At 69.7% G+C, this 23,651-nt stretch carries 21 protein-coding genes and 1 tRNA gene; 10 read left to right on the forward strand and 12 right to left on the reverse strand.

The annotated features are described in order from the left end of the window. Positions 1–116: 116 nt before the first annotated feature. The 7 genes from D7Y04_RS14235 (at position 117) to D7Y04_RS14265 (ending at position 7,117) form a co-directional block, all read left to right on the forward strand. Positions 117–1,805: a HEAT repeat domain-containing protein gene (locus D7Y04_RS14235; RefSeq protein WP_121759679.1), complete on the forward strand. Its 1,689-nt coding sequence runs from the start codon at positions 117–119 to the stop codon at positions 1,803–1,805. 46 nt (positions 1,806–1,851) lie between these two features. Continuing rightward, positions 1,852–3,921: an ATP-dependent helicase gene (locus tag D7Y04_RS14240; protein ID WP_121759680.1), complete on the forward strand. Its 2,070-nt coding sequence runs from the start codon at positions 1,852–1,854 to the stop codon at positions 3,919–3,921. Positions 3,922–4,075: 154 nt separating this feature from the next. Beyond that, complete coding sequence (locus D7Y04_RS14245) at positions 4,076–5,698, forward strand: Hsp70 family protein (RefSeq protein WP_120599638.1); 1,623 nt, start codon at positions 4,076–4,078, stop codon at positions 5,696–5,698. A 9-nt stretch (positions 5,699–5,707) separates the two neighbouring features. Next, a complete protein-coding gene (locus tag D7Y04_RS14250) occupies positions 5,708–6,133 on the forward strand; it encodes a hypothetical protein (protein WP_120603318.1) in 426 nt (141 codons plus the stop codon). Positions 6,134–6,148: 15 nt separating this feature from the next. Continuing rightward, positions 6,149–6,433, forward strand: a complete 285-nt coding sequence (locus tag D7Y04_RS14255; protein WP_120599633.1) for a hypothetical protein — start codon at positions 6,149–6,151, stop codon at positions 6,431–6,433. An 86-nt stretch (positions 6,434–6,519) separates the two neighbouring features. Next, a tRNA-Val gene (locus tag D7Y04_RS14260) sits at positions 6,520–6,591 on the forward strand. Positions 6,592–6,826: 235 nt separating this feature from the next. Next, positions 6,827–7,117: a hypothetical protein gene (locus D7Y04_RS14265; RefSeq protein ID WP_169822488.1), complete on the forward strand. Its 291-nt coding sequence runs from the start codon at positions 6,827–6,829 to the stop codon at positions 7,115–7,117. Between the two features lie 99 nt (positions 7,118–7,216). Here D7Y04_RS14265 and D7Y04_RS14270 read toward each other — a convergent pair whose 3' ends face one another. Then, positions 7,217–8,182, reverse strand: coding sequence for a TerC family protein (locus tag D7Y04_RS14270; protein WP_370457110.1), 966 nt, complete (start codon positions 8,180–8,182; stop codon positions 7,217–7,219). Between the two features lie 415 nt (positions 8,183–8,597). Between D7Y04_RS14270 and D7Y04_RS14275 the strand changes: the two genes are divergently transcribed. Together D7Y04_RS14275 and D7Y04_RS14280 are read left to right on the forward strand one after the other, a co-directional pair. After that, positions 8,598–9,650, forward strand: a complete 1,053-nt coding sequence (locus D7Y04_RS14275) for a carbohydrate-binding protein (RefSeq protein ID WP_121759681.1) — start codon at positions 8,598–8,600, stop codon at positions 9,648–9,650. A gap of 249 nt (positions 9,651–9,899) precedes the next feature. Further along, positions 9,900–11,531 (forward strand): Rieske 2Fe-2S domain-containing protein, encoded by a 1,632-nt coding sequence (locus tag D7Y04_RS14280; RefSeq protein ID WP_121759682.1) that lies wholly within the window; start codon positions 9,900–9,902, stop codon positions 11,529–11,531. 4 nt (positions 11,532–11,535) lie between these two features. Here the strand turns inward: D7Y04_RS14280 and uraH are convergent, their stop codons facing one another. The 10 genes from uraH to D7Y04_RS14330 form a co-directional block, all read right to left on the reverse strand. Further along, complete coding sequence (gene uraH / locus D7Y04_RS14285) at positions 11,536–11,877, reverse strand: hydroxyisourate hydrolase (protein ID WP_014397447.1); 342 nt, start codon at positions 11,875–11,877, stop codon at positions 11,536–11,538. Continuing rightward, entirely contained in the window at positions 11,874–12,386 is a 513-nt protein-coding gene (gene uraD / locus D7Y04_RS14290) for a 2-oxo-4-hydroxy-4-carboxy-5-ureidoimidazoline decarboxylase (protein ID WP_121759683.1), read from the reverse strand. The genes uraH and uraD overlap by 4 nt, the downstream gene beginning before the upstream one ends. Then, a complete protein-coding gene (gene alc, locus D7Y04_RS14295; protein WP_121759684.1) occupies positions 12,383–13,405 on the reverse strand; it encodes an allantoicase in 1,023 nt (340 codons plus the stop codon). The genes uraD and alc overlap by 4 nt, the downstream gene beginning before the upstream one ends. Before the next feature lie 27 nt (positions 13,406–13,432). Then, entirely contained in the window at positions 13,433–14,779 is a 1,347-nt protein-coding gene (gene allB / locus D7Y04_RS14300; protein WP_121759685.1) for an allantoinase AllB, read from the reverse strand. Then, positions 14,776–16,218 (reverse strand): FAD/NAD(P)-binding protein, encoded by a 1,443-nt coding sequence (locus D7Y04_RS14305; protein ID WP_120596085.1) that lies wholly within the window; start codon positions 16,216–16,218, stop codon positions 14,776–14,778. Before D7Y04_RS14305 ends, allB begins: the two co-directional genes overlap by 4 nt. Positions 16,219–16,304: 86 nt before the next feature. Further along, the gene (locus D7Y04_RS14310) at positions 16,305–17,090 is read right to left on the reverse strand and encodes a hypothetical protein (RefSeq protein ID WP_233601412.1); all 786 of its coding nucleotides are present in this window, start codon (positions 17,088–17,090) and stop codon (positions 16,305–16,307) included. Beyond that, complete coding sequence (locus D7Y04_RS14315; RefSeq protein WP_120596086.1) at positions 17,087–18,214, reverse strand: hypothetical protein; 1,128 nt, start codon at positions 18,212–18,214, stop codon at positions 17,087–17,089. Before D7Y04_RS14315 ends, D7Y04_RS14310 begins: the two co-directional genes overlap by 4 nt. Positions 18,215–18,246: 32 nt before the next feature. Further along, on the reverse strand, positions 18,247–19,347 hold the full coding sequence (locus tag D7Y04_RS14320) for a hypothetical protein (protein WP_120578869.1): 1,101 nt from the start codon (positions 19,345–19,347) through the stop codon (positions 18,247–18,249). Then, a complete protein-coding gene (locus D7Y04_RS14325) occupies positions 19,344–20,597 on the reverse strand; it encodes a glycosyltransferase family 2 protein (RefSeq protein ID WP_121759686.1) in 1,254 nt (417 codons plus the stop codon). The genes D7Y04_RS14320 and D7Y04_RS14325 overlap by 4 nt, the downstream gene beginning before the upstream one ends. 185 nt (positions 20,598–20,782) lie before the next feature. After that, entirely contained in the window at positions 20,783–21,991 is a 1,209-nt protein-coding gene (locus tag D7Y04_RS14330; protein ID WP_121759687.1) for a phosphatase domain-containing protein, read from the reverse strand. A gap of 104 nt (positions 21,992–22,095) precedes the next feature. On the opposite strand from D7Y04_RS14330, the gene D7Y04_RS14335 reads away from it, so the two are divergent. Further along, the gene (locus tag D7Y04_RS14335; protein ID WP_121759688.1) at positions 22,096–22,890 is read left to right on the forward strand and encodes a 4'-phosphopantetheinyl transferase superfamily protein; all 795 of its coding nucleotides are present in this window, start codon (positions 22,096–22,098) and stop codon (positions 22,888–22,890) included. A gap of 2 nt (positions 22,891–22,892) precedes the next feature. Here D7Y04_RS14335 and D7Y04_RS14340 read toward each other — a convergent pair whose 3' ends face one another. Beyond that, positions 22,893–23,648 (reverse strand): hypothetical protein, encoded by a 756-nt coding sequence (locus tag D7Y04_RS14340; protein ID WP_121759689.1) that lies wholly within the window; start codon positions 23,646–23,648, stop codon positions 22,893–22,895. Between the last annotated feature and the right edge of the window lie 3 nt (positions 23,649–23,651).

Consider the following 23,651-nt stretch of genomic DNA (forward strand, 5'->3'; position numbering starts at 1 on the left):
CGTCCTGGGACAGAGGCTCCCTCCGCTGGCGCGTGTAGGCAAGAAAACCACCCAGGCAACCGGGCGGAGCGGCTCGGGTTTTCGACCGGGGGCGGGTGGGGTATTGCTGGAGGGGAATGCCCACCTTCCGCCGCGCTCTCGCCCTCGTTCTCCTGGCCACCGGTTGCTCGCACATGTCCTTCGACAAGGCCAGCGAGCTGGACACCGTGCAGGCCTACCAGGACTTCCTGCGTGAGAACCCAGAGGATCCCGAGGCCCTGACGGCCCAGGGGCGCATCGAGGGGCTGGAGTTCGACGAGGCGAAGCGGCTGCACTCGGTCCTCGCCTACAAGCGCTTCCTGGAGACGTACCCGGACGCGCCGCAGCAGCAGCGGGTGAAGTCGCTGCTGGAGGGCCTGCGCTTCAACGCGGCGAAGGAGGCGGACACGGAGGCCGGGTGGCGGCAGTTCCTCGCCGAGCACCCCGATGGCACCCACCGCGACGAGGCGCGCACCCGGCTGCAGGCGGCGCAGGAGCGCGACGTCCAGTCGACCACGGACCTCAAGCGCGTGTCCCAGCTCCTCCAGGGTGAGGCCGCCGGCGCGCGCCGTGACGAGCTGGAGCGCAAGCTGGACGACGAGTCCTTCGCCCAGGCCAAGGACGCCGGAAGGCTCTTCGCCTACCTGCGCGACTTCCCCTCGGGCGCGCACCGCGAGGAGGTCCGCGTCAAGCTGCTGGAGCTGGAGGTGGAGGGACTGCTCGTCTCCGGGCTGGTGGACGAGGCCGAGGCGAAGGTGAAGATCCACCCGCTGGGGCCGAAGCTGACGGGCTTCCCCACGCGCCTGGCCCGCGCCCGCGAGGAGCAGGGCGCTCTCTCCCGCACCGAGCCCGCGGTTCGCGCGATGCAGGCGGGCCACTACCTGCGCGACCTGGAGGACCTGAAGCGCGCGCTCGTGGCGCCGGATCCGCTGGACCGCTGGCAGGCGGCGGAGGAGCTGGGCCAGCACGTCTCCGTGCGCGCGGTGGATCCGCTGCTGGAGGCGCTGCGCACGGCGCGCAACCCGCTGATCCGCCAGAACGCGCTGTCGTCGCTGCGCTCGGTGCTCTCCTCGCTGCCCGCCCCCGTGGCCGGCTACGAAATCTCCGTGCGGCTGGAGTCCCTGCGCGAGCGAGCCAGCAGCCCGGAGCTCTACATCACCGTGGCGGCGCTCCTGGACCTGAGTGGCCAGCTGGAGCAGGCCGCCAGCCAGTACCAGCGCGTCTATGAGTCCGGCGGCACGGATCCAGTGGTGCTCTGGCGCTGGGTGCAGCTGCGCGAGCAGCGCCGCCAGGCGTTCTCCGCAGCTGTGGCGGCCCGGCAGCTCGCGGTGTGGGCCCAGACGACCGCGCGCGAGGAGCTCGTGTCCGCGGAGGGTGGGGTGCCCCTGGCGTCGGCCCGTCAGCTCTGCGCGGCGGTGGTGGACGCGCGCTTCGCGGCCCAGGCCATCGCCCGGGTCCGCAACGAGAAGACGGAGTTCCCCGAGGACATGGACACCTTCGAGCGCACCGCCCAGGACGCGGTCCGCCTGGCCGAGGCGAAGCTCGCGGACGCGGAGCTGCTCCTGCGCCAGCAGCACCCCGGCGTGCGCACCTGCGCGGATCAACAGGTCGCCGAGCGCCTGTCTCAGGGCGTGAAGGAGCGCACCCAGGCGCTCCAGCAGGCGACGAGCGCGAAGCTGCCCAAGCCCGTGGGCACGCTGCTGCTGGAGCTGGCCCGCGAGCGCGATCCCTCCCCGGAGGTCCGCGCCGCGGCGGCCTCCCGGTTGGCTGGATCCACCCCTCCCTGAGACGGACTGGCGGACCCGACGGCGGCGGTTAGAGTCCCAGCCCCCCATGGCCGCCCCCCTGCCGCTGATCCACGCCGTCCCCTCCGGAGCGCCCTCGCGCGGTCTGGACCTGGATGGCGCGCTCAACGACGAGCAGCGCGCGGCCGTCGAAGCAGGGGAGGGGCCCGTGCTCGTGATTGCCGGTGCGGGCTCCGGCAAGACGCGCACGCTCACGTACCGCGTGGCGCGCATGCTGGAGCGAGGCGTCCCGCCGTCGTCGCTGCTCCTGCTCACGTTCACCAACAAGGCCGCGCGCGAGATGATCCGCCGCGTGGAGGAGCTGGCCGGCGGCTTCGCGGACGTGGGCAGTCTCCTCGGAGGCACCTTCCACCACGCGGCGCACGTGCTCCTGCGCCAGCACGCAGGGGCGCTCGGCTTCTCCACCGGCTTCACGGTGTTGGACCGCGAGGACGCGCGCGACCTGATGGCCACGTGCCTGGCGGAGCGGAAGCTGAGAAGCGACAAGCGCTTCCCGCGTCCGGACGCGCTCTTGGACCTGGTCTCCCTGGCCACCAACCTCCAGCAGCCCGTGTCGCAGGTGCTGGTGGACCGGCGCAGGGAGATGCTGCCCGTGGCCCCGGAGGTGTTCGCCACCGCGCGCCGCTTCCAGCAGCGCAAGGCCCAGCTGCACCTGATGGACTACGACGACCTGCTGGCGCACCTGAAGCGGCTGCTGGAGGACCACCCGTCCGTCCGCGCGGAGCTCACCGGGCGCTTCAAGGGCGTGCTCGTGGACGAGTACCAGGACACGAACCGCCTCCAGGGCGACCTCGTGGACCTGCTCGTGGGGGAGCGCCGCAACCTCACCGTCGTGGGCGACGACTGCCAGTCCATCTACAGCTTCCGGGGCGCGGAGTTCACCAACATCATCGACTTCCCCCAGCGCTATCCCGGCTGCGGCATCTACCCGCTCACGCGCAACTACCGCTCCACGCCCCAGGTGCTGCGGCTGGCCAACGCCGTCATCGAGCGCAACACCCGCCAGTTCCCCAAGGCACTCGTGTCCGACGGCGCGCCCGGTCCCGTGCCCCAGGTGGTGCCCACCCGCGACGTGAAGGCCCAGGCCGCCTTCGTCGCCGAGCGCGTCCTGGAGCTGCGCGCCCGGGGGCAGCGGCTGGAGTCCATGGCGGTGCTCTACCGCGCCCACCTGCACTCGCTGGAGCTTCAGCTGGAGCTGACGCGCCACGGGCTGCCGTTCCGCGTGCGCTCCGGGGTGCGCTTCTTCGAGCAGGCCCACGTCAAGGACGCGCTCGCCCACCTGCGATGGGCGCACAACCGGAACGACGAGCTGGCCTTCAAGAGGCTCGCGCGGAAGCTCTCCGGCGTGGGCACCGCCAGCACGGAACACCTGTGGACCGCCCTGTCCTCGCTGCCCCCGGAGCTGTCCCTCGCGGACGCGCTGGCCCACCCGGACGTCCAGGCCCACGTGCCGCGCAAGGCGAAGGCCGGCTTCCAGCGCTTCCAGGCCCTGATGACCGCCCTGTCTGTCGGAGGTCTCCAGAGCCCGGGGAGCCCCGGCGCGCTGCTCGCGGAGGTGCTGGCGGTTCGCGAGCCCCCGGCCACCCCGGACGGGGTGGACCCCCGCGCGGAGGACCTGCGCCAGCTCCAGGAGTTCGCCGGCCGCTTCGAGGACGTGCCCCGCTTCCTGTCCGCCATCGCCCTGGTGGCCGAGTTCTCCGCCCGGGCCGCCCTGGAGGGCGACGGGGAGGCTCCGGACGACGTGCTCACCCTCACCACGGTCCATCAGGCCAAGGGGCTGGAGTGGCGGACCGTCTTCGTGCTGAGCCTCACCGACGGGCGCTTCCCCCTGTCGCTCGCCACGCGCGACCTGGAGAACGAGGAGGAGGAGCGCCGCCTCTTCTATGTCGCCGTCACCCGGGCCCGGGAGGCGCTGTGGCTCGTGTACCCCCACACCTCACTGCCCCGGGAGGACGGGCGGCTGCTGCTCACCCCGTCCCGCTTCCTGGCCGAGCTGCCGGTGGGGCCTGACGCGGTGTGTGAGACGCATCCGCCCCCGGAGCCCGACGGGCCGATCCGCCTGCGCGACCTGGGGCCGGATCCAGACCGGGAGTTGTAGGCCAGGCCCGAAATCAGCCCACCTGGTGGGCAGGCTGGCCAGAACTACAGTCAGGGAGGAAGCGTCCGCCTAGAAACGCGCACGCGACGCCTCGACGTGCTAGAGAGTGAGGACGGGCGCGGCCTCTCCCCCTGAGCCGTGCACGTTGACCTTCATGGCGGACAGACCTCGCATCGTCGGGATTGACCTGGGCACCACCAACACCTTGGTGGCATCCGTGCGCAACCGCATCCCGAAGATCGTCCCCACGGACCGCGGCAACCTCATCCTGCCCTCCGTGGTCGCGCTGTCCGCCAAGAATGACCTGCTGGTCGGCGGCGTCGCCAAGGACCAGATGGTGACCAACCCCAAGAACACGCTCTGGGGCACCAAGCGGCTGATCGGCCGCAAGTACCATTCGAAGGCGGTGGAGGACCTCAAGGGGTACTTCCCCTACGACATCGTCGAGGACCCCAACGGGGACACCGCCGTCACGATGGGTGGCAAGCTCTACACGCTGCCGCAGGTCTCCAGCTTCGTGCTGTCGCAACTGAAGACCATCGCGGAGCAGTTCCTGGGCGGCCCCATCGACGCGGCCGTCATCTCCGTCCCCGCCTACTACAACGACAACCAGCGCAACGCGGTGAAGGAGGCCGGGCGGCTGGCCGGCTTCGACGTGAAGCGCATCGTCAACGAGCCCACCGCCGCGGCGCTGGCCTACGGCTTCAACCGGGGTCTGGATCAGAAGGTCCTCGTCTATGACCTGGGCGGCGGCACCTTCGACGTCAGCGTGCTGCACCTGGCCGGCAACGTCTTCGAGGTGCTGGCGACCGGCGGCGACTCCTTCCTGGGCGGCGCGGACTTCGACAACCGCATCATGGAGTACGTGCTGGAGCGCTTCCGCGACGAGACCAAGGTCGACCTGACCGAAAGCCCCATCGCCCTCCAGCGCATCAAGAACGCCGCCGAGGCGGCGAAGATCGACCTGACGCTCATCCCGAACGTCGTCATCGACCTGCCCTACATTGAAGAGCGCAAGGGCAAGCCGTTGGATCTGCGCATCCCGCTGACCCGCGACTACCTCAACAACCTCACCGGCGACCTGGTGGACCGCACCTTCGACATCTGCGACCGGGTGCTCGCGGAGAAGGGCATCAGCCGCTCGGAGATCGACGAGATCATCCTGGTGGGCGGGCAGAGCCGCATGCCGCTGGTCCAGCAGAAGATCCAGGCCCACTTCGGCAAGGCCCCGCGCAAGGGCGTGCACCCGGACGAGTGCGTGGCCCTGGGCGCGGCGCTCCTGGGCGACTCGCTGGGCAGCATCGACGCGGTGACGCTGCTGGACGCGCTGTCCATGCCCATCGGTTACGCGATGCCCAACGGCCGCGTGAAGCGCATCATCGAGAAGAACTCGCTGATCCCGATGGTGAAGAGCTTCCGCCTGCCGCCGCCGGCGCAGCCGGGCGCGCAGTTCATCGAGCTGGACATCTACCAGGGCGACAGCGACCTGATGGTGGACAACGAGTACCTGGGCACCGTTCGCGTGCCGGCCGCCGCCGCGGGCCGGAAGATCGACTTCCGCCTCACCGAGGAGTGTCTCCTCCAGGTGCAGGTGGAGGACGCGAGCGGCATGTCGCGCAAGGTGGATCTGGCCACCCGTGACACGCCCGAGCAGTTGAAGAAGGCCCTGCAGGAAGTCGCCTCGCGCAACACGCCGGCTGCTCCGTCGAGCAGCAGCGGGCCGAGCGATGACCGCGGCCTCTTCTCCAGCATCAAGAGCATCTTCCGTAGGGGGTAGGGAGGCGCGATGCCGAAGTTTCCGTCGAAGGAATGGCTGGACGAAGCCGTCCGGCTCACCAATGCAGACCCGGAGTGCGCCATCGCCGGCAAGGGATGGAAGGGCGACTTCGGGGCCATCATCGAGGCGGAGAAGGGCAAGCTGGACAAGTCCTTCGTCGTCCACGTGGAGCCCGGGGACTGCAACATCAAGCGGGCCCGCGTGCTGTCGGATCCGGACGACCTGGACGAGCTGGAGCCGGTGTACCTGGCCCGCGCGCCGTACTCCGTCTGGAAGCAGCTGCTGCTGGGCACGTTGGATCCGGTGGAGGCGGTGCTCAAGCGCCGCATCTCCATGCGGGGGGACCTACAGCCGCTCATCGAACGCATGCGCTACAAGGGCATCGCCGACCGCGTCTTCGCCGCGCTGAAGACCGAGTTCCCCGACGGCCCCTGAGGCCAGAGGACACCCATGGGCATCCGGGACGACTTGAAGAAGCAGGCGCTGGGACTGTCCAGCATGGCCATGGAGAAGCTCATGGCCGACGAGAAGCGCGCCATGGCCGTGGCCCAGGCCATTGGCCGCGTCCAGCGCGGCAAGCAGGCCCTGGACCGCGGGCAGGAAGAGGTCATGAAGGCCCTGCACTTCGCGCCGAAGGGCGACTTCAAGGCCGTGGGGAAGCAGCTCGCGGGCCTCAAGCGCCGCCTGCGCGAGCTGGACGAGAAGCTGGAAGAGCTCGCGGAAGAATCCTCCTAGAAAAGGCGTTGACACCCACGCGCACGAATGGCATTTACCGCCGCGTCCGTTGCGCAGCGGTGGCGCGGCGGGCGGCACAGACAGCAGGGCGCGTAGCTCAGCGGTAGAGCACTGCCTTCACACGGCAGGGGTCGCAGGTTCGAAACCTGCCGCGCCCACTCAGAAAGGCCGTGAGTCCTCAGGGGCTCACGGCCTTTCGCTTTTCCACCTCCTGACAGTCGCTGTTCGCCGGGCGGAGACGCCCGTTGGCTGCCGCACGCGGCCGGGCCGCAGTGTCGGGTTCCGGCGCAATCGGCAGGGTCGGGGCGTGGCCGGAGATCCGCGGACTGTGCGACCTTCCTGGCCGTGCCCAGGACATTGCGATTCACGTGGGATCAGCAGGGACGGGCGGTCGTGAGTGGCCTGCCGCCCGACGACGTGCTGGCGGACTACCTTGCCCAGGAGCTGCGGCCGGATGCGAACCGGGCGCAGGGGATGCTGCGCGAGCTGACGGCGCTGCGGCAGGGACAGCGGGAGCGGTGGGACGTCACCGGGGAGACCTGGAGCCTGGAGCTCAACCGGGCCCGGGCCTCCATCCACAGCGAGGTGGCCATCCCCGGCCGCTCCCAGGACTTGCCCCTGGAGGAGTTCGAGGACGCCATCCGCTCCTGGCTGGAGTTCATGGAGCTATCGCGGGGCCACTGAAAAAAGAGGCCCGAGCCCCCATGCGCTTCGAGGGCCCGGGCCCGGAGCCCCACACCCCATGGGACCCACAGCCGGAAAAATGTTGGTTCCGCGGGAGCGTCAGCTCTTCGCGGTGGCCGCCGCGTCGCGGCTCACATCCGAAGACGCCTCGGCGTTGGGCGCGTGCGGCGGCGTGTTCTTGGCCTTCACCAGCGAGGCCACGATGCTTCCGCCCAGCACCAGCGCGATGACGCCCAGGGAGACGGCCGGGGACAGGTGCACCACGTCCACCAGCGCCATCTTCGCGCCTACGAACACGAGCACGCCGGACAGGCCGACCTTCAGGTAGGTGAACTTCTCCATCGCGCCGGCCATCAGGAAGAAGAGCGAGCGCAGGCCCAGGATGGCGAAGATGTTCGACGTGAAGACGATGAACGGGTCGCGCGTCACCGCGAAGATGGCGGGGATGGAGTCCAGCGCGAAGAGCACGTCGGACGCCTCCACCAGCATCAGCGCCATGAGCAGCGGCGTCGCCAGCTTGCGGCCGTTCTCCACCGTGAGGAAGTGCTGCCCGTGGAAGTGCGGCGTGGAGGGGATGACGCGGCGGGCGGTGCGCATCAGCCAGCCGTCCTCCGGGTGCTCTTCATGGTTGCGCTGGATGAAGAGCTTCACGCCCGTGATGATGAGGAAGGCGCCGAAGACGTAGATGAGCCAGTGGAAGCGCTCCAGCATCGCCACGCCCGCGAAGATCATCGCCGCGCGCAGCACCAGCGCGCTCAGGATGCCCCAGAAGAGGACCCGGTGCTGGTAGAGGGCCGGGACCTTCATCGTGGAGAAGATGACGACGAAGACGAAGATGTTGTCGACGGAGAGCGACTTCTCGATGAGGTAGCCGGTGAGGAACTCCATGCCCGGCCCGGCGCCGTAGCGCCACCACAGGAAGGCGTTGAACGCCAGCGACAGGCTCACCCACACCGCGCTCCAGGCCCCGGCCTCCTTGAAGCTCACCGTGTGCGCCTTGCGGTGGAACACACCGAGGTCCAGCGCGAGCATCGCGAAAACAAACGCGATGAAGCCACCCCACATGAGGGGGCTGCCGATGGTTTGGAAGGATTCCAACGAGTTCACCTGGGGAAGGCACGGGGAGCCAACCCCTCTCAAATAGGAGCGTCGGCAATCTTCGGCAAATAGAGAATCCGGACGCGATACTTAGGGAAAACAGAAGTATCGCCCGGGAGCAGGCGTCCCACCGATGTAGGGGGGCCGGACGGCCGGGGGCTCTTGAGGCCCTTGTCGCCAGGGGAAGTGTTCATTTCCGCCATGGTTTTCAATGACCCCGGCTGGAGAACGCTTTCACCGGGCCATTGAGACCAGCCGAGCGCCCGAACCTCCCGTGGCATGTGAGCCAGGAGGCACGGTGCGTGGGTGACGGGGCCGCCGGCGAAGGCGTCGCGGCCGCTGCCCGTCTTGAGGGCCCCCGAGCACGGAAACCCCCTGCCCGATGCGGAACCGATTTGTCTTCACGTCCAGCGCGCTGCTGGTGGCACTCCATGCCTTTGGCTGCGGCGCGAGCCCCGAAGGCGACACGACGACCCCGGCCGGCGAGGTGAGCACCCCCGCGCCCAGCCCTGCCCCTGGCGTCCCCGCGACGCCCACGCCGGCCCCCGAGCTGGAGGGCACTCCGGAGCCCGTCCCCTCGGAGACGGAGGCCCCGCAGGACCCCACGGCGCCCACGCCCACCGCTCCGCCGGAGGACACGCCGGCCCCCGCTCCTTCGGGCGTGGATGGCTTCGGCGTGACGATGCTGTACCCCTCACTGCCGGGCGGCGAGTCCTGGGCGCTCGCGGAGGATGCCACCGCGGACAAGCGCTTCGATCCGCAGGAGACCATCACTCGCAACGCGGACGGCTCCTGGAAGATGAAGAGCACGAAGGTCCGCATGAGCGCCTACCCGGCCTCGGGCTACGACGCGAAGCAGATCGCCACGTATGACCGCGACGTGCTGGCGAGCCGCGGCTACATGCAGGCGCCGAACGACTGGAAGAACATCGAGATGACCGGCTTCGTGAAGGTCAACGCGGTGAACAACACCCAGGACAACTTCGCCTGGTACGCGCGCGGCGGGAAGCACAACGACAACAACTCCGGCTGCGAGGGCAGCAGCTACAAGGGCGGTCTGCACTACGACGGCCGCGTGCGCTGGGAGAAGGAGACCTGGCACGTGTCCTACGACCAGGCGCCGTACAAGCCGGCCACCTCCGCGCTGAAGGGCCGCTGGGTGGGCTTCAAGGCCGTGATGCACAACGTGCCGGGGGCGAACGGCGCGGAAGCGGTGAAGCTGGAGCTGTACCTCAACGACAACGCCGACAAGGTCACCTGGACCAAGGTCTACGACATGACCGACGACGGCGGCTGGGGCGGGGATGCCCAGCACTGCGGCGGCTCCGTGGGCGCCATGCCGATTACCTGGGGCGGCCCCATCGCCACGTTCCGCTGGGACAACGCCACGGACGTGGACTTCAAGTGGATGAGCGTGCGGGAGATCCAGCCCTAGTCAGGCCGCACGCCGCACGTCCTGAAGTCAGCAGGAGAGGGGGGCCTCACGCGGGCCTCCCTCTTTTTTTGTTCGCGGCCTGACGTGGCGGGCGTGGGCTTTCCGACAGGAGGGGCGCGCCGGGGTGCCGCTGGAAAGAGACGCCCTAGCTTCGCAGCCTAGCTGACGCCGGGGCCGTGGGCCGCGCGCACACAGCCACTCCAGGGCGCGGTCCTCCCGGCCGGGCCCTCCACACGAGGGACGACGTTCATGCGGATCACCTTCCTGGGTCATGCGGGCTTCGCGGTGGAGACCGCTGGAGCGCTCGTCGTCATGGATCCGTGGCTGACGCCCCAGGGAGCCTTTGACTCCGCGTGGATGCAGCTGCCGCGCAACCACCACCTGGCACCGCGCGTGAAGGAGCTGCTGGAGACGCCGGGCAAGGAGCGCTTCCTCTACATCAGCCACGAGCACAAGGATCACTTCGACCCGGAGTTCCTGGCCACCATCGCGAAGCGGGACTTCACCGTGCTGGTGCCCAAGTTCCGCCGCTCGGAGCTGCGGGACATCTTCGAGAAGTACGGCTGCAAGCGCGTCATCGCGTGCGAGGACTCGCGCGAGATTCCCATCAAGGGCGGCTACATCAAGCTCTTCGTGTCGGAGCAGGGCACCAACCGCGACTCCAGCGTGATGGTGCGCGGCGACGGGCAGTGCTTCCTCAACATCAACGACTGCAAGATGCACGACCGGCTGGTGCGCGTCATCGCGGAGGAGGGGCCCATCGACGTCTTCTCCGCCCAGTTCTCCGGCGCCATCTGGCACCCCACCTGTTACGAGTACCCGCAGGAGACGTACTCGGCCATCAGCCTGAAGAAGCGCGACAGCAAGTTCGAGGCGGTGGCGCGCGCGTTGGAAGTGGTGCAGCCCCGCGCGTACATCGCGGCGGCGGGCCCGGCGGCCTTCCTGGACCCGGCGCTCTTCAACCTGAACTTCCAGGACGTGAACATCTTCCCGCGCGCGCCCGTGCTCTTCTCCTACCTGGAGAAGCGCATGCCCACGCTGCCCACGCGCTACCTGGAGCCCATGCCCGGGGACGTGCTGGACGCGGGCTCGCTGGAGTTCGTGTCCCAGGTGCCGGAGCGCGTGACGACGGAGAACTTCAAGGAGTACCTCCACACGTACGCGAAGGACATGGCCTACGTCTTCCGCGAGCGCCGCCGCAACCTGATGCGCGAGGAGGTGGATGAAATCCACGCCCGCCTGCGCGTGGAGCTGCAGCGCAAGCTGGACCTGTTGGACCTGCACGACCGCGTGGGCATGCCGTTCTACGTGGAGCTGACGGAGGCGCCCACGCGGCTGCTGCGCGTGGACTTCAAGGGCCGCCGCGTGGATGAAGTGACGGAGATGCGCGACAAGAGCCGCTACGCGATGAAGGTGAGCGCGAGCGACATCGTGCGCGTGTTGGACCGCAAGCTGAACTGGGAGGACTTCCTCTTGTCCTTCCGCCTGCGCCTGTCCCGCAACCCGGACGTCTACGAGCCCGTGCTGCACGGCTTCCTGGGCGTGGAGGTGGAGGACATCCGCGAGTTCTGCGACGGCATCCGCGCCACGGAGGCCCAGAAGGAGCGCACCGTGGTGGAGGCCGGCGGCAAGCGCTTCACCATCCAGCGCTTCTGCCCGCACCAGGGCGCGGACCTGGCGGAAGGCTGGGTGGAGGAAGGCCGCTACGTGGTGTGCCCTCGCCACCGCTGGCAGTTCGACCTGCAGAACGGCGGTGCGTGCAAGTCCAACAACTCCTCGCTCTGCGCGGAGCCCGTCGCGGACAAGCCGGAGAAGGTGGAGCGCGGCGGCGACAAGGCGCCCGCCGTGGACAAGGCGCCCGTCGAACCGCCGCGCGTCTGAAGCTTCAGCTGCCCCGGTAGGTGGAGAAGCCGAAGGGGCTCAGGAGCAGCGGGACGTGGTAGTGCTCGTCGGTCGCGGTGACTTCGAACACGACCTGCACATACGGGTAGAAGCCCCGCTGTCCCCGGGCCTGGAACCAGGCCCCGGTGTCGAAGGTGAGGCGGTACACGCCGGGCTGAAGCTTCGTGTTCGCGCCCGACAGGTCCTTCACCCGTCCATCCGCGTTGGTGACGCCCCGGGACAGTTCCCGGAAGTCTTCGCCCGAGCGGGCCTCCAACGTGAGGGAGAGCCCCTCCGCGGGACGGCCCGTGCTCGTGTCCAGGACATGCGTGCTGAGGGTGCTCATGACGCGAGGAGCTTCTCCAGTCGGATGCGGGTGATCTTCGCCTGCTCCCCGGCCGCGATCTTCAGCTCTTCGTCCGGGGTGTGGTGCATGCGGTCCTGGAGCAGCTCCAGCATTTGCGCCGCGCTCTTGCCTGTGGCGCAGACAAGGAAGATGAAGCCGTAGCGGGACTCGTAGTCCCGGTTGCCCTGGGACAGAGCCTGCAACACGCCTTCGTCCGCGCCGGCCACGCCCTTCTGCTCCTGCGACGACCACTGCGCGGTGGAGGCGAACTTCTCCCGCAGCTTCGACACATCGCCGATGCGCGGGTGGTGCGTGAAGGCCTCCTTCCAGTCCTCCGGCCCCGTGCGCGCCCAGGCGTCCACGGCCTCCGCGTACAGGTGCTCCGCGTCGCGGAACGGGCGGACGGCCAGCATCCGCTGGACCCACTTGGTGCTGCCGCAGCAGCGGGTGAAGGCCTCGGTGGCCTCCTCCGTCGTGGCGGTGTTCAGGCGCTCCAGCGGCGTCGTCACGCCGGCTCCCCGAAGAGGCGCAGCCGGCTGACGCCGCCGTCCGGGAAGATGTTGAGGCGCACGTGGGTGATGGGGCCCACGTTCTTCAACTCCTTCTCGAAGACGTGGCAGTGGTCCGCCTGGAGCTTCGACTGGGGCAGCAGCTCCTTCCACTGGAGGTGCGTCGCGTTGGCGAAGTCCAAGAGCGGCTCCTCCAGGTGGATGCCCTCCAGCGAGCAGCGGTCCGGGAAGTTGCCCTTGAAGTAGTGGGTGTCCACCTCCGCGCGGCGCAGCGTGCCCGCCGTGGCCAGCTTCACGACGATCCAGTCGAAGCCCGGCACGCGCTTGCGGCGCGTCTCCCAGCCCTCGCCCATGTTCGCCGCGCGGCCCGGGAAGATGAGGTTGTCCTTCGTGCCGAAGAACTGATCGTTGCACGTGACGACGGAGCCGCCGTTGGCCGCCGCCGCCAGGTTCACGAGCCCCGCCTTCTTGAGGGCGTGCCAGTCCGGCAGCACCTGCCCGTGCACGCGCAGGCGCGCGACGCCGCCGTCCGGGTAGATGTTGAGGCGCACGTGGGTGAAGCGCCGCTCGTTCGCCACCGCGAAGAGGTTGCGAGAACCACCGCGCAGGCGCTGCTTGGGGACCAGCTCCGTCCAGCGCGACACGTCCTCCGCCAGCGACTCGGGCGACGGATCTCCGTCCACCTCGCACGCCTCCAGCGAGGCGTACTCGGGGAAGTTGCCGAGGAAGTGGTTGGTGTCCACGTCGATGCCGTGGATGGCGCCGGGCAGGCCCAGCTTCACGATGCACCAGTCGTAGCCGGGCACGCGCTTGCGGCGCGTCTCCCAGCCGTCCATCCACTTGCCGCGCTCCGTGTACTTGTCCGCGATGAAGACGCCGCGCCCGGGCTCCAGCATCGCTTCCTTGGGCGCGAAGAACTCGTCGTTGGCCAGCAGGGCCTTGCCGCCCACCTTGCTTGCGGCGAGATCAATCAGGTCAGCGAAGGCGACGTGCATCGCCCCGGGTGCTTCGGCTTGCATCGGTATTCCTCTCCTGGACCGTCGGGGCTAGCCGCGCGGCAGCCACTGGCCGATGCGCGGGCCCGTCAGTCCCTCGGTGGCGTCGAAGATACGCTGGCCGCGCAGGTATGTCCTCATCACCCGGCCTTCCAGTTCGCGTCCGGCGTAGGGCGTCAGCCGGTGCCGGTGGCGGATGTCCTCGGGCGCCACCTTGAAGCGCGCCTCCGGGGCGAAGACGACGAAGTCCGCGTCCAGCCCCGACCGGATGGCCCCTTTGCGCCCCGACAATCCGGCCAGCTTCGCGGTGCGGTGCGCCATGCGCTCCACCAGCGTGTCCAGGCCCAGGCCGTGTGCGCGCATGCCCGTCCACACCGCGGACACGCTGAGCTGCAACCCGGCGATGCCACCCCAAGCGCCGGAGAAGTCCCCGGCCTCCAGCTTCTTGAGCGCGGGCGTGCAGGGCGAGTGGTCCGACACCACCAGGTCGATGAGGCCGCTCTTCACCGCGTCCCACAGCCGCTCGCGGTTGGCCGCCTCGCGGATGGGCGGGGCGCACTTGAAGTGGGTGGCGCCGGCTTCAATCTCCTCCGCCGTGAAGGTGAGGTAGTGCGGGCACGTCTCCACCGTGAAGGGCAGCCCTTCCGCCTTCGCCTTCGCGATGTCGTCCAGCGCGTCCGCCGCGGACAGGTGGACGATGTGCACGGGGCCGCGGTGCTTGCGGCACAGGTCGATCATCATCCGGATGGCGTCCACCTCCCACGCGGCCGGACGGGACGCGAGGTAGCTGGCATACGCGCGCACGTCGCCCGCGAAGGGCGGTTCATGGTCCGTCAGCTCCGCGTGGACCAGCAGCGGCACGCCCGCCTTCGCGAGGATGGGCATGGCAGCGTCCAGCACCTCGCGCGTGGCGGCGGGGAACTCATCCACGCCCGAGTGCACGAGGAAGCACTTGAAGCCCGGCGCGCCCGCTTCGACCATCGCCTGGAGTTCGTGGGCGTTGCCGGGGATGACGCCGCCCCAAAGGCCGTAGTCGATGGCGCACTGGCCGGAGGCGGCCTCCGCCTTGGTGCGCAGCGCGGCCAGGGACGTGGTCGCGGGGATGGAGTTGAGCGGCATGTCCACCACGGTGGTGATGCCGCCCGCCGCCGCCGCGGCCGTCGCCGTGGCGAAGCCCTCCCAGTCCGTGCGGCCGGGCTCGTTGATGTGCGCGTGGCTGTCCACGATGCCGGGCAACAGCGCGTCCCGGCCCAGGTCCACCACCTGCGCGTCCTTCGGCACGTCCACCGTCGCGTGAATGCCTTCGATGCGCCCGTCGCGCACCACCACCGCCGCGGCGCGCGTGCCTTCGGGCGTCACCACGCGCTCGCTGCGAAACACGGTTACAGATGCACTCACGTCTCGAACTCCGTCGTCGCGTAATCTGCGAGCGCGCGGAAGTGGCGCTCGCTGTCATCCAGGTAGAGCTGTTTCGTGATGCCGCCCACCAGGCGGGGCAGGCTGTACTTCATGCCGGAGATGCTGGCGCCGCCGAAGCCCAGCGAGAGCAGGCACCCGAAGGTGTAGTTGAACACGCCGCCCAGCCATGGCGCGGTGCCGGGCTGCTTCTCCTGGAACTCGAAGGAGGGGCCCAGGTACGGGTGGCGCAGCAGGTCCGCGTTCCGTTCGTTCTCCGGCGGCGTGAAGCGGTCCTTCCACAGAGCGATGTGCGGGTGCAGCTCCGCCAGCTCCGGCCGCAGCGACAGGTCCGTGGTGAAGCCGGACGCGATGATGAGGAAGTCGAACGCGTGCGTCGCGTGCGGCGTGCGCACCACGGCCATGCCGTCCTGCGCCTTCACCTCCACCCAGGGACTCTCCGCGTGCAGGTGGAAGTGCGGGTGGCGGCGGGCGCGCTCGAAGGTGTCGCGCGGAGGCAGCTGGCCCATGTCGATGATCTGCCGGATGAAGCGCCAGCGCTGCGCGTCCGGCAGGTCGCCGTGGTGGCGCAGGAAGCCCGCGAACTCCGCCCAGCGGTAGGGGTTCACGTTGGGCAGCTTCTTGCGGCGGTAGAACAGATCCACCTGGCCCACGCCCATCTCCAGCGCCACGGAGGCGTTGTCGAACGCGGAGGCCCCCGCGCCCAGCACGCCCACGCGCTTGCCCTTCAGCGCGGCGAAGTCGATGGGGTCATGCGTGTGCGCCCACAGCGCGCGCGGCAGCGGCTGCACTTCTGGCGGCGCCTCCCAGCGGCCGGAGCCGTCGATGCCGGTGGCCAGCACCACCTTGCGCGCGAAGAGGAACTCCGTCTCACCGTTGTGCGCGGCGGGGACCTCGAAGCAGTCCAGGTCCTTGCGCCAATGCAGCGCGCCCGCCTTGGTACCGCACTTCACCGGGATGCCCAGCACGCGCCGGTACCAGAGGAGGTAGTCCGCCCACAGCTCCTTCGGGATGAGGGCCACCTGCTGGAAGCCCTCCGCGCCGTGCTGCGCTTCGTACCAGGCGCGGAAGGAGAGGTTGGGGATGTTGTAGTCCGCACCGGTGAGGTACTTGGGCGTGCGCAGGGTGATCATCCGCGCGAACGTCTTCCAGGGCCCGTGGAAGCCGTCCCTGCCGTCGTCCAGCACGAGCACGTTCGTCACGCGCTCGCGCATCAGTCCGAACGCCGTGCCCAGCCCGCTCTGGCCTCCGCCCACGATGAGCACGTCCAGGATGGGACGGCCGTCCGGCGTGGAGCGCGGCGGCACCCAGCTGCGGGCGGGGTACGACAGGATGTCCAGGTCGCGGCGGAGGGCGTCTTCCAACGCCTCCAGTCCCTGCGGTGGACGATACGTCGAGGCCAGCGGGTCGCGGTCGGGCATCGTGCCTCAAGCAACCCATGCCCGGATCTTCCATGCAAGGGGGCCCCCTGGCATTCGCCCCGACGGGCGGGTTCCGGACGACCGCCTCAGAGGTGCGAGGTGGGGCCGGCCGCCTGGGGCACGAGCAACTCGAAGCGCACGCGCGCGTTGTCCGTGCGCATGCCGGCGGGGCCTTCCAGGCCGAGCGCGTCGGGGGGCAGCAATCCCTCCCAGACGCGCACACCGTCCGCGTACACGGTCAGCACGTTCGCGTCGATGCGGGCGCGCAGCACGTGGGACTCACCGGGGGACAGCCGATCCAACGGCTCCATGAAGCGCGGCCGCACGGTGGAGTAGCCCGCGTTGCCGCACTCGCGGCTCTCGTGGTCGTCCGGGTTGGACTTGAACTGGACCACGATGCCCGCGGAGGGCGCGATGCGCCACATGGCGTAGATGACGTTGCAGCCGTCCCGGGCGCGCAGCTTGAGGCCCACCTGTTCGCGCTGCTGGCCCGACGCCAGCGGAACCACCTCGCTGGTGGCGCCCAGCCAGGTGAAGCGCAGCTCCGCCTCGTCCCCCGTCGTCTCCAGGACGACCGCGCGCTGGCGCGGCCCTTCGATGGCGAACTGCGTCCCGCCCTGTTCCTCCTCCTCCTGGAGGTTCTCGACCTGGCCTTCGGTGACGTGCAGCTGTCGCCTCGTGACGGGGGCCAGTCCGTTCTTCGTGGCCGGAGTGTCGGTGCGCAGCGCGCGCGTGCTGGAGGATGCGGGGGATTCCATGGGCTTCCTCGCGCTGTTGCAGGCGCCGTGGCTCAGGAGCAGTGCGCCCGCCCACAGCATCAATACGCCCGATGCCCCGAGCGCCACCCACCGCCGTTGCCTTGCGTCGCTCATGGGCCCGTTTCTCCCAGAAGCGTGCGGAGGGTCTTCAGATGCGCGCCCAGGTAGGCCTGCTCCGCCTGCAGCCGCGCCAGCTCCAGCAGCAGGTAGTCGCGGAAGCGGCGCACCTGCCGCGTCTGCAATTGCTCCACCTCGCGCAGCTGGCCCTGCAGGTCCGACACCAGCGCGGATACCTCGCCCAGTCGCTGCTGCTCGCTGCGCTCGGTGATGCGCAATTCGCCCAGGAGCTGGCGCACCCGACGGGGCGCTCCATCCACCGCGTCGCGCGACTCCAGGCGGCGGCCCTCGCGAGCCTGGGCGTTGGCCCGGCCCTGCCACAGCTGGCCCAGGTTGTAGCCCAGCGTGAGCTGGCCGAAGAGGGGCGTGCTCTGGTCCACGTCGAAGACCTCGTCGTAGCCGCCGCGCACGCTCAGTCGCCACGCGCCCGCCGTGCGCAGGCCGCCGGACAGGACCTCCACCTGATCATCCGCGGCCTCGAAGGCGCTGATCAGCGCGCCCAGGGTCTGCCCCTCCGGCACCGCGGGTTCGAGCGCCAGCCGTTCGCGGGCCTGGGCGGTGTCGCGCGCGAGCGAGCGCAGATGATCCAACCGCACCTGCACCGCGTTGAGCTCCTCCAGCGTCGCGCCGCCGTCGCGCAGGTCGTCGCGCAGATGGGCCACCAGCTCCTCCGCGCGGGGCAGGGACGTGGCCAGCGCCCGGGAGCGTGCGTCCAGCGCCGCCGCTTCCCCCAGCCGCGAGCCCTGATCCACGGCGCTCTGGAGCGCGGCGAGCGCCTGGTAGCGACGACACTCGGCCTCCGCACGCGAGCGCAGCGTGTGGCCCCGGTAGAGGCCCACGAAGTCGTAGCCCAGCCCCGCGGTGACGCGCAGCTTGGGAGAGCCCAGGGGTGTGTCGTCAGAGCCTCCCATCGCGTCACCCGCGTTCACCGCGCCCACGCTGGCGAACACCTCCGGCGCCAGCTCCAGCACGGCCTCCGCCTTCGCGGTGCCGCGCACGCGTTCGCAGTAGCCCTTCGCGAGGTCTCCCTGGGCTTGCACCGTCCCCGCTTCTTCCGCCGGCGCCACGCCCGCCCACAACCCGAGCCCCAGCAGGGCTCCCCTCGCGAGGCTCGTCCGCATCCTCCGCTTCCTTTCCGATTTCACGACGGGGTTCACAGCATCAACGGGGGATGGCCCAGGTGAAGCAGCGGCTCGCGCGCGCTCGGCGCATCCCGAAGCTGGAGTTCCACCATCACGCCTCGCAAGTGGTACTGGCGAATGGGGTGCTGCTGGGAGATTTCTCCCTCCAGCACGGGCCCCACCACGCCCACCTCGCGGCACCAGAAGATCTTGAGCGCGCAGGTGTAGAGCGGGGTGCCGGCCCGGGCGTTGGGCAGGTTTTCGTAGGGCACGAAGGCCACGTTGAGGTTCTGCTCCACCGCCTTCAGGTACGGCGAGCCATGCACCACCTGGAGCAGGTGATCGAAGCGGCGGATGCGGTCGTCCAGCGCGCGCACGTCCGCCTCCAGGCTCTTGCGCTGCGCGTCCGCGCGGGCCAGCGCCAGCACCGACTGCGTGTATTCACGCTCCAGCAGCAGCGTGTCCGTCGTCAGGCCTTCGGCGGCGGTGTCGCGACCCAGGCCGTTCTCCGCGGCGGTGAGCCCCTCACTCTCGCGCCGGAGCGTGTCCAGGCGCATGTCCAGGTCCACCGTCTCCTGCGCCAGGGACAGGTTGCTCTGCGCCATCTGCGCCAGGTGGTGGTTGGCGGTGAGGACGTCCTCCCGCTCCATCAGCTTCGCGCCGTAGAGCGCGTTCGTCCGCGTGCGGGACAGGCCGCTGAACGCGCGGTTGGACTCGGCGATCTCCTCGCCCGTGCGCAGGTACTCCTGGCGCAGCGCGGACAGCCGCCTCGCCAGCCGGTCGCGGGAGCGCTTCTCCCCCTTGAGCGCCACCACGAAACGCTGCTGGAAGGACCGCTCCGCGGCCACGGTCCGCTCGGCCTCCAGGAGCCGGTCCGACGCCTCTCGCCTTCGGGCCATCAACCCGTCCCGCTCCGACTCTTGCTGCGCCGCCTGCGCGTTGAGCGCCAGCACGTTGGGGTCGGTGGGCGACAGGATGGTGGGCGCCGCCCAGCTGTTGCTCGCCAGGAAGAAGCCCTGCACCACGAGGAACGACATCAGGCCCAGGAGGATCAGCGCCAGCAGCACCGAGCCCATGAACTTGTAGGCGGACACCGCGATGGAGTTGAGCCGGTTGGCGACCTGCTGGTTCATGACGGGGTTCCTTCGCCTGCGGAGTTGGACGTGAGCTTCGCGGGGGCGGGAACGGAGGAGGGCGCCGGCGCCGTCGTGGGACTGCCGCGCGTCTCCCAACTCCCGGAGTCGAGCGTCAGCAGCGCCAGCGGCGTGAAGAGCGCGTACGTCACCGGCATGAGCAGCGCCATGGGCAGGAAGCTCGCGGGGTGCACGCGCCGGTCCTCCGGCAGGTAGCGCGTCTCCATCCGGTAGATGAAGCCCAACAGGCCAATCACCAGGAAGTGGAACGCGAGGATGTCCCAGAACTCGCCGTTGAGCAGGTTGTGGACGATGACCACCGGGTACGCCAGCAGCAGCGCCAGCTGCGATACGTAGTGCACGGTGATGACCGGGTGCAGCCGCCACGCGTGCGACAGGCCGCAGATGAGGTCCACCAGGTTGGAGCGCCGCCAGCGCAGCTGCTGACTGAAGTAGCCCGCGAGCGTGGAGGGCGCGGCGGTGAAGCAGTACGCGTCCAGCGTGTAGACCGTCTCGTAGTCGTGCTTGACGATCTGCCGCGTGAGGAAGCGGTCCTCGCCGTACTTGATGGGGATGCCCGCGATGGCGCGCGCCTCCAGGATGGGCTCCAGCTCCAGCAGCACGGAACGGCGATACGCCGTCAGGCAACCGGACAGGCACATCACCTGTCGGAACGAGCGCTCCAGGTCCTTCAGCCACTTCTGGGCGAAGTGGAACTTGATTTCGATCATCCGCGTCAGCCAGTTCTGGTGACGGTTGATGACGAAGGTGCGCCCGCCCACCGCGGCGACGTTCGGGTGCACGAAGCGGCGGATGAGCTGGCGCACGGCGCTCTTCTCCACCACCACGTCCGAGTCCACGGAGACGATGATCTCCGCGTCCGTCGCGGCGCGGACGCCCCGGTTGATGCCCTTGCGCTTGCCCATGTTCTCCGGGTTGCGCATCACCCGGACGTTGGGGTGGCCCTCCGCGGCCTTGGTGGCCCACGCGACGCTGTCGTCGCGCGAGCAGTCATCCACGACGATGATCTCGGTGAGCTCGCTGGGGTAGTCCTGGTCCAGCAGCGCCCTGACGGTGTGGAAGATGCCCTGGCCTTCGTTGAACAGCGGAACGACGATGGCGACCTTCGGGCGGTACGTGTCGTCCACCCGTTCGAACCGCCGCCCCTTCAGCCGCCGCAGGAAGGGGCCCAGGATGTAGCGGTTCATCAAGACGACGATGAACAGCAAATGGATGGGAAACAGTTCCATCGGTCCCGCGCGCCCCCTCACGCCCCGGAAGGGCCCCGGGAACCTCCCGGAGCCCTTCCTTCCGTCCCCAGACGGCCGCTCCACCCCTGTGAAGCGCCCGGAAGGTTGGGGTGCGTCATACGTCCCGCCAACTGTCCGGGACCGGTGGGCCGGCTGGTGATGGAAACCGGGCCTTCAGCGCGGGTTCAGACCGCGGGCTGCGTGCGCGGCAGTGCCCGCGCCAGGGCCAGGTCGCGCTCCAGCTCCGCCTCTCGCGCCTGACGCAGGGCCGGGGAGGGGAAGGAGATGGCCGCCAGTGATTCGGTCGCGGCGGTGGCGACGCGGTCCACGCCGTCGCGGGAGATGACGCCCGCGTGGAACGCGTCCACCGCCGCGCCCACGTACGTGTCGAAGAAGAAGACGTGCTTCGCGCGCCAGGCGTCCCGCTGCTCCGGCGGCGTCGCCACCACGTCGTGGATGAACACGGCGCGCACCGCCTGGGGCAGGGACTCGCGCATGCGGGCGCCGAACTCCACGTCGCCCTGGCCGCTGTCGCCCACGAAGACGAAGCCGTACTCGGGGAAGAGGCGCGCGTACTGTTCGAAGTTCTCGAACTTCTTCTGCGCGATGCGCGTGTTGCCCACGAGGTAGAAGAAGCTGCCGGAGAGCATCACCGCCAGCGGCACGCCGCGCTTGCTCAGCGAGTCCAGCGTCGCGTTTTCAATGAGCCCCAGCGGATCCTGCGGACGCGCGCTCACGAAGACGAGGTCGCCCGCGCGGCCCGGGATGATGCCCGGCCCCCGGTCCAGCTCCTGGTAGAACGCCAGCACGCCCGGGTACACCGTCTTCGGCGGGTAGCGCTGGTCCACCCAGTTGGCGAAGAACGTGTCGTCGATGTCGCTCAGGACCTTGTTCTCGCCGCTGGGAAAGGCCTGCGCCTCGCGCTGGAAGTGGGCGAGCAGTTCGGTGCGCACCACCATGTCGTCCACGTCGTCGAACACCAGCTTGTGCAGGTCGTGGTACTCGCCGCCCGCCTCCAGCAGGTTCTTGAACCCGGTCAGCTCGCGGCCCTTCAATCCCAGGAACAGGTCGCGCAGCCGCGCTTCCGCCTGCGCGGGCGTGGCGCCCTTCTGGAGCGCGGTGGCCAGCGACGCGCGCACTGGCAGGGACAGCTCCGCCGCGCGGCGCGTGCACAGCATGTCCAGGAGCGCCGTGTGGTGGTCCGGGCCCACCAGCCGGTCATCCAGGTCCGACAGCAGGCGCACCAGGTCCACGTTGGACAGGAGGAAGTTCAGCTCCTCGGCGGTGGCGCCCTCCAGCAGGTCCAGGATGCGGCGCTCGTCGTGCCGGTCCGTGTGGCCCGTCATGTCCCGGCGCAGCGCCTGGAGCTTCGTGGTCGCGGTGGTCAGGTCCATGCGTGTCTCTCCCCCTGGGATTTGGGCTGTGAAGCCTACGCGCCGGCCGAGCGGCCGGACCAGCCCCCGTGACAGGCGCGACGGTTCCTGATTGCCTGCACGACATGACGGTGTCCCCATCCTCCATGCCCCTCGACCTGCGCCCCGACGAGGTCCACGTGTGGATCGTCGAACCCGAGCGCATCGACGACCCGCGCCTCCTGGAGGCGTACAAGGCCCTGTTGGACCCCAGCGAGCGCGAGCGGCAGCGGCGCTTCCACTTCGAGCGGCACCAGCGGCAGTACCTGGTGTCCCACGCGCTGGTGCGGCTGACCCTGTCGCGCTACGCACCCGTCGCGCCGGAGGCCTGGCGCTTCGTCCCCAACGAGTACGGCCGTCCCGCCATCGTCGGTCCCGAGGGCCAGTGGCTGCGCTTCAACCTGAGCCACACGGACGGCATGGCCCTGGTCGCGGTGGGCCGGGACGTGGACCTGGGCGCGGACATCGAGGACGCGGAGCGGCCCGGCGAGACGGTGGAGATCGCCGACCACTACTTCGCGAAGACGGAGGTGCAGGCCCTGCGCTCGCTGCCCAAGGAGCGCCAGCGTGAGCGCTTCTTCGAGTACTGGACCCTGAAGGAGGCCTACATCAAGGCTCGCGGCGCGGGCCTTTCCTTGCCGTTGGATCAGTTCGGCTTCGACCTGGTGCCGGGACAGATGCCCGGCATCCGCTTCGACCCGCGGATGAACGACCTGCCGGACGTGTGGCAGTTCATGCAGCACAAGCCGTCCGCCCGGCACCAGGCGGCGTTGGCCTTCCGCAGGCCCCGGAGCGGGGCGCTCACGGTGCGCTGGCAGCACACCGTGCCGCTGGCCGGGGACATGGCCCCGGTCATCAAGACGGTTCAGGCCGGGGGCTGACGTCAGGAGGCGGGCGGGTCGTCCAGGTACACGAAGCCGCCTGGAATGGGGCCTGTCGCGCGGTTAAGCTCCAGGACGATTTCCGGCGGGTAGGCCGCCATGAGAGCGCGCTGGTAGCGCAGGTGGAGCGCGTCGTAGCCGCCCCGCTTGAGGCGCAGGATGCTCCAACCCGCCGCGGCGGCTACCAACGCGCCGAGCACGCCCAGGGTGAGCGCGGCCTGGAAGACCACGGTGGCCAGGACGGCGGCCACCGCCACCACGGCGACGAGCCAGCCAGTGCGGAGCGCCTTCCCCAGGCGGAGGTACCTCGCCAGCTCTTCGGAGGTGAGGGCCCGCGCTGCCTCCTCGTGAGCGCGCTGTTCCTCCTCGTCGGAGCCCTCCGTCTGGTTGAGGTGGACGCGGACGCGATACCAGGAGGGCTCGACATGGAACCGGTCCCCGGCGGACGTGATCTGTGGGCGTGGATTGCGAAAGTCCTCGCACCCACCCGCCATCGCGGTTCCCGATCCGAGGTGGAGTCCCAGCTCGTTCCCGACCGTGTCGAACCGTTGCCCGGGCGACGGGACGAACGGCTCATCGACGTGGATCCGGAGGAGGTAGCGGCCGTCCGCGCTGGTGTCGATGACGAGCACCTCGCCGCGCGCGGCGCTCTCCTTGAGCGCCGTTCCCTCGATGGCACGCTTCGCCAAGGGGAGTCCGGCGTCCCAGACTCCCACGCAGGCGATGTCCGTCCCCGCGTGGATTCGGTGCTGGGCCATGGG

Source organism: Corallococcus sp. AB038B (assembly GCF_003668955.1).
Lineage (GTDB): Bacteria > Myxococcota > Myxococcia > Myxococcales > Myxococcaceae > Corallococcus > Corallococcus exiguus.